At 47.5% G+C, this 2,368-nt stretch carries 2 protein-coding genes; one reads left to right on the forward strand and one right to left on the reverse strand.

Annotation, left to right across the window (positions count from 1 at the left end; all coding sequences use genetic code 11):
• Positions 1–1,655: phage terminase large subunit family protein (locus AK963_RS27860; RefSeq protein ID WP_066018572.1), on the reverse strand; the 1,655-nt coding region annotated here is incomplete at its 3' end.
• Positions 1,656–1,734: 79 nt separating this feature from the next.
• Here AK963_RS27860 and AK963_RS27865 point away from each other — a divergent pair.
• Positions 1,735–2,358 (forward strand): GNAT family N-acetyltransferase, encoded by a 624-nt coding sequence (locus tag AK963_RS27865; RefSeq protein ID WP_066018573.1) that lies wholly within the window; start codon positions 1,735–1,737, stop codon positions 2,356–2,358.
• Positions 2,359–2,368: the final 10 nt, after the last annotated feature.

Raw genomic sequence — 2,368 nt, forward strand, 5'->3', positions numbered from 1 at the left:
TGCATCGTGAAAGTTTTCAGGAAAATCGGGAGTTTTAGGCATGACATTAACGGGATGAACAACAGGCTATTTAAAGTATAAAGGCAATCGCAGAATTCGTGACATATTTTGAAAATGAAATTGGTATAACCCGCTCCGGGCTCCAAAATGCGATAACGCTGATAGATCAACTCTTTCGCTGTATCAGTACCTATGAGGGTCAGATAGACCCCTTTCTTGTTTTTGGTCTTGGGATAGGTGGCGATAGGCTTTCCGGCCTGTGAGGCTCCCTTGATAGGGATCACCCAATCGGCACCAAACTTGCGGCAGAAAGCGTACACCTCATCGGTATAGTGACCGCCTGAGTCCATGCAAATCTGCGCCACGTTCATCCGGACCCCGTCCTGCCGGGTATAGGTTCGGTGAAACATCTCGCCCAATGCATTCCATATCTCCGGACGGGACAGATCGCCATAGAGTCGCACGTAGTCGATAGACCAGCTTTCCTCATCAGCGCCCCAGCCGGTGACCTCAAACTCAATACGGTCATCCTGCACATCGCAGCCAATGGTGAGGATCTCCACCCACCACGGCACCTCTGCCGGGTAATGCTCTCGGCGTTGGTAGAGCAGGGCATGTTCGACGGTTTCGCCCTTTTCAACCCACGTCTCACCAAGCACGGTATTCGTCCAGTCCTTGAACTCGACCGGTTTTTTCTTGGCCTCTAAAAAATCCTCGACCGCATTCTGCCAGCTGTACCAGCCATTCGGGCTATAAAGCGAATTCAGGTGAAAGCCAGCAACCCGGGTGCTCTTTTCTCCTTCGGCGATCCACTGGCCATTACTCAACAATTTGGGCTTATCTTTTTCAAAGTGTTTATGCTCGCACTTGACGCATTCGAAGCGGGTGGTGGACGGGTCGTTATCATCAAAGCGGATTTGTGCCCATACAATCGGTTGCAGATGACCGCATGAATTACAGGGGACGTGATAGCGACGTTTATCGCTGTTCTCATAAGCCGGCTCTATTTTGCTGGTCTCTGCAATGTTCGGCGTGCTGACCATCAGTATTTTGCGGTTACGGCTGAAGGTGGCCGTTCGCTTGATCGCCAGATTGACCGGACTGCCTTCGCCCTCTACATCATCATCGTAAGCATCTATCTCATCCAGAAACAGGAAACGGACGGGCATCGAGCGCAGGCCTGCCGCCGAGTTGGCCCCGGCAAACACCAGCACACCATTGGGGAACTCCTTGGAGAGCACGGTATTGCCACTGTCCCGACTCCGAGGGTCTTTGACCTTGTCCCGGAGGTTGGGCATTTCCTCAATCATCGGAGCAATGCGCTGCCTTGAGGTTCGCTTGGCCAGATCGAGGGTGGGCAGCACGTACATCATCGGCCCCGGTGTATGGTCGATGACATAGCCCAGCCAGTTATTACCGCACTCGGTGCCGCCGACCTGAGCGCCCTTCATGAACACCACTTGCTGAACGGGTGATGAAGGCGACAGGCAATCCATGATTTCTTTCAGATAAGGCGTTCGAGACGTTCGCCAGCGACCGGCTTCCTTGGCCGACTTGGTGGTGAGCACCCGGGTCTGATCGGCCCATTCGGAAACGGTCAGGCGTGGGTCAGGTCTCAGGCCCGCAAAAAATCCTGAAAAATAGGGAGAAAGCATGAGGGAAGTTACGTTTTAGGCAGAACTTAAGTTCATAAAGACGGTCTTATTAAGAAACAACCAGTTTTAGAATTAATTTATGAACCCAATGATTGATAGTGCATCATGCACTAAAGCTGTAAGTGATATCTATCTTCCACGTAGTCTCATCTTAGAGGCCAAGCATAAAGGCTATAAGATAAGCGTTGTGCCCAATGTTTCTGACGAATCATATTTTCGAGCATATTGTATTTCTAGAAATGAAACTTTCTCAACTGCTGCTCGTCAAAATATGAAAGATAAATTATTAAATAATGATGCAGCTGTAGATAATTGCAGGAAAATGGTTATAGAACTTGTTGATATTGAGAATATCATGGCTGCTCATCTATCTTTTGAACTTTATGATGAAGAACTATCTATTGAATATCTATCTGTAAAAGAAGCCTGTCAACTAAATGGATTGGGAACGTTGTTGATGAGATCGGTAGTTGAAGTTGCTGTATTAAACAATATTCCTAATATCGCATTAGTAAGTGAGTACAATACTATATCATTCTACAATAAATTCGGATTTAAAGAGGTTAAGCCTGGAAATAGTATTCCATTTATGATACTAGCGGCTCCTGAACGAAGTTACATTAAGTCTAAAGCTTTGGAATATTACGATCTCGCCTACTCTGACGCTCAGTTATTGTTACCAATTCCTTATAAAAATATCTAGTAGGCTCACT

The organism is Endozoicomonas atrinae (assembly GCF_001647025.1).
Taxonomy (GTDB): Bacteria; Pseudomonadota; Gammaproteobacteria; order Pseudomonadales; family Endozoicomonadaceae; genus Endozoicomonas; species Endozoicomonas atrinae.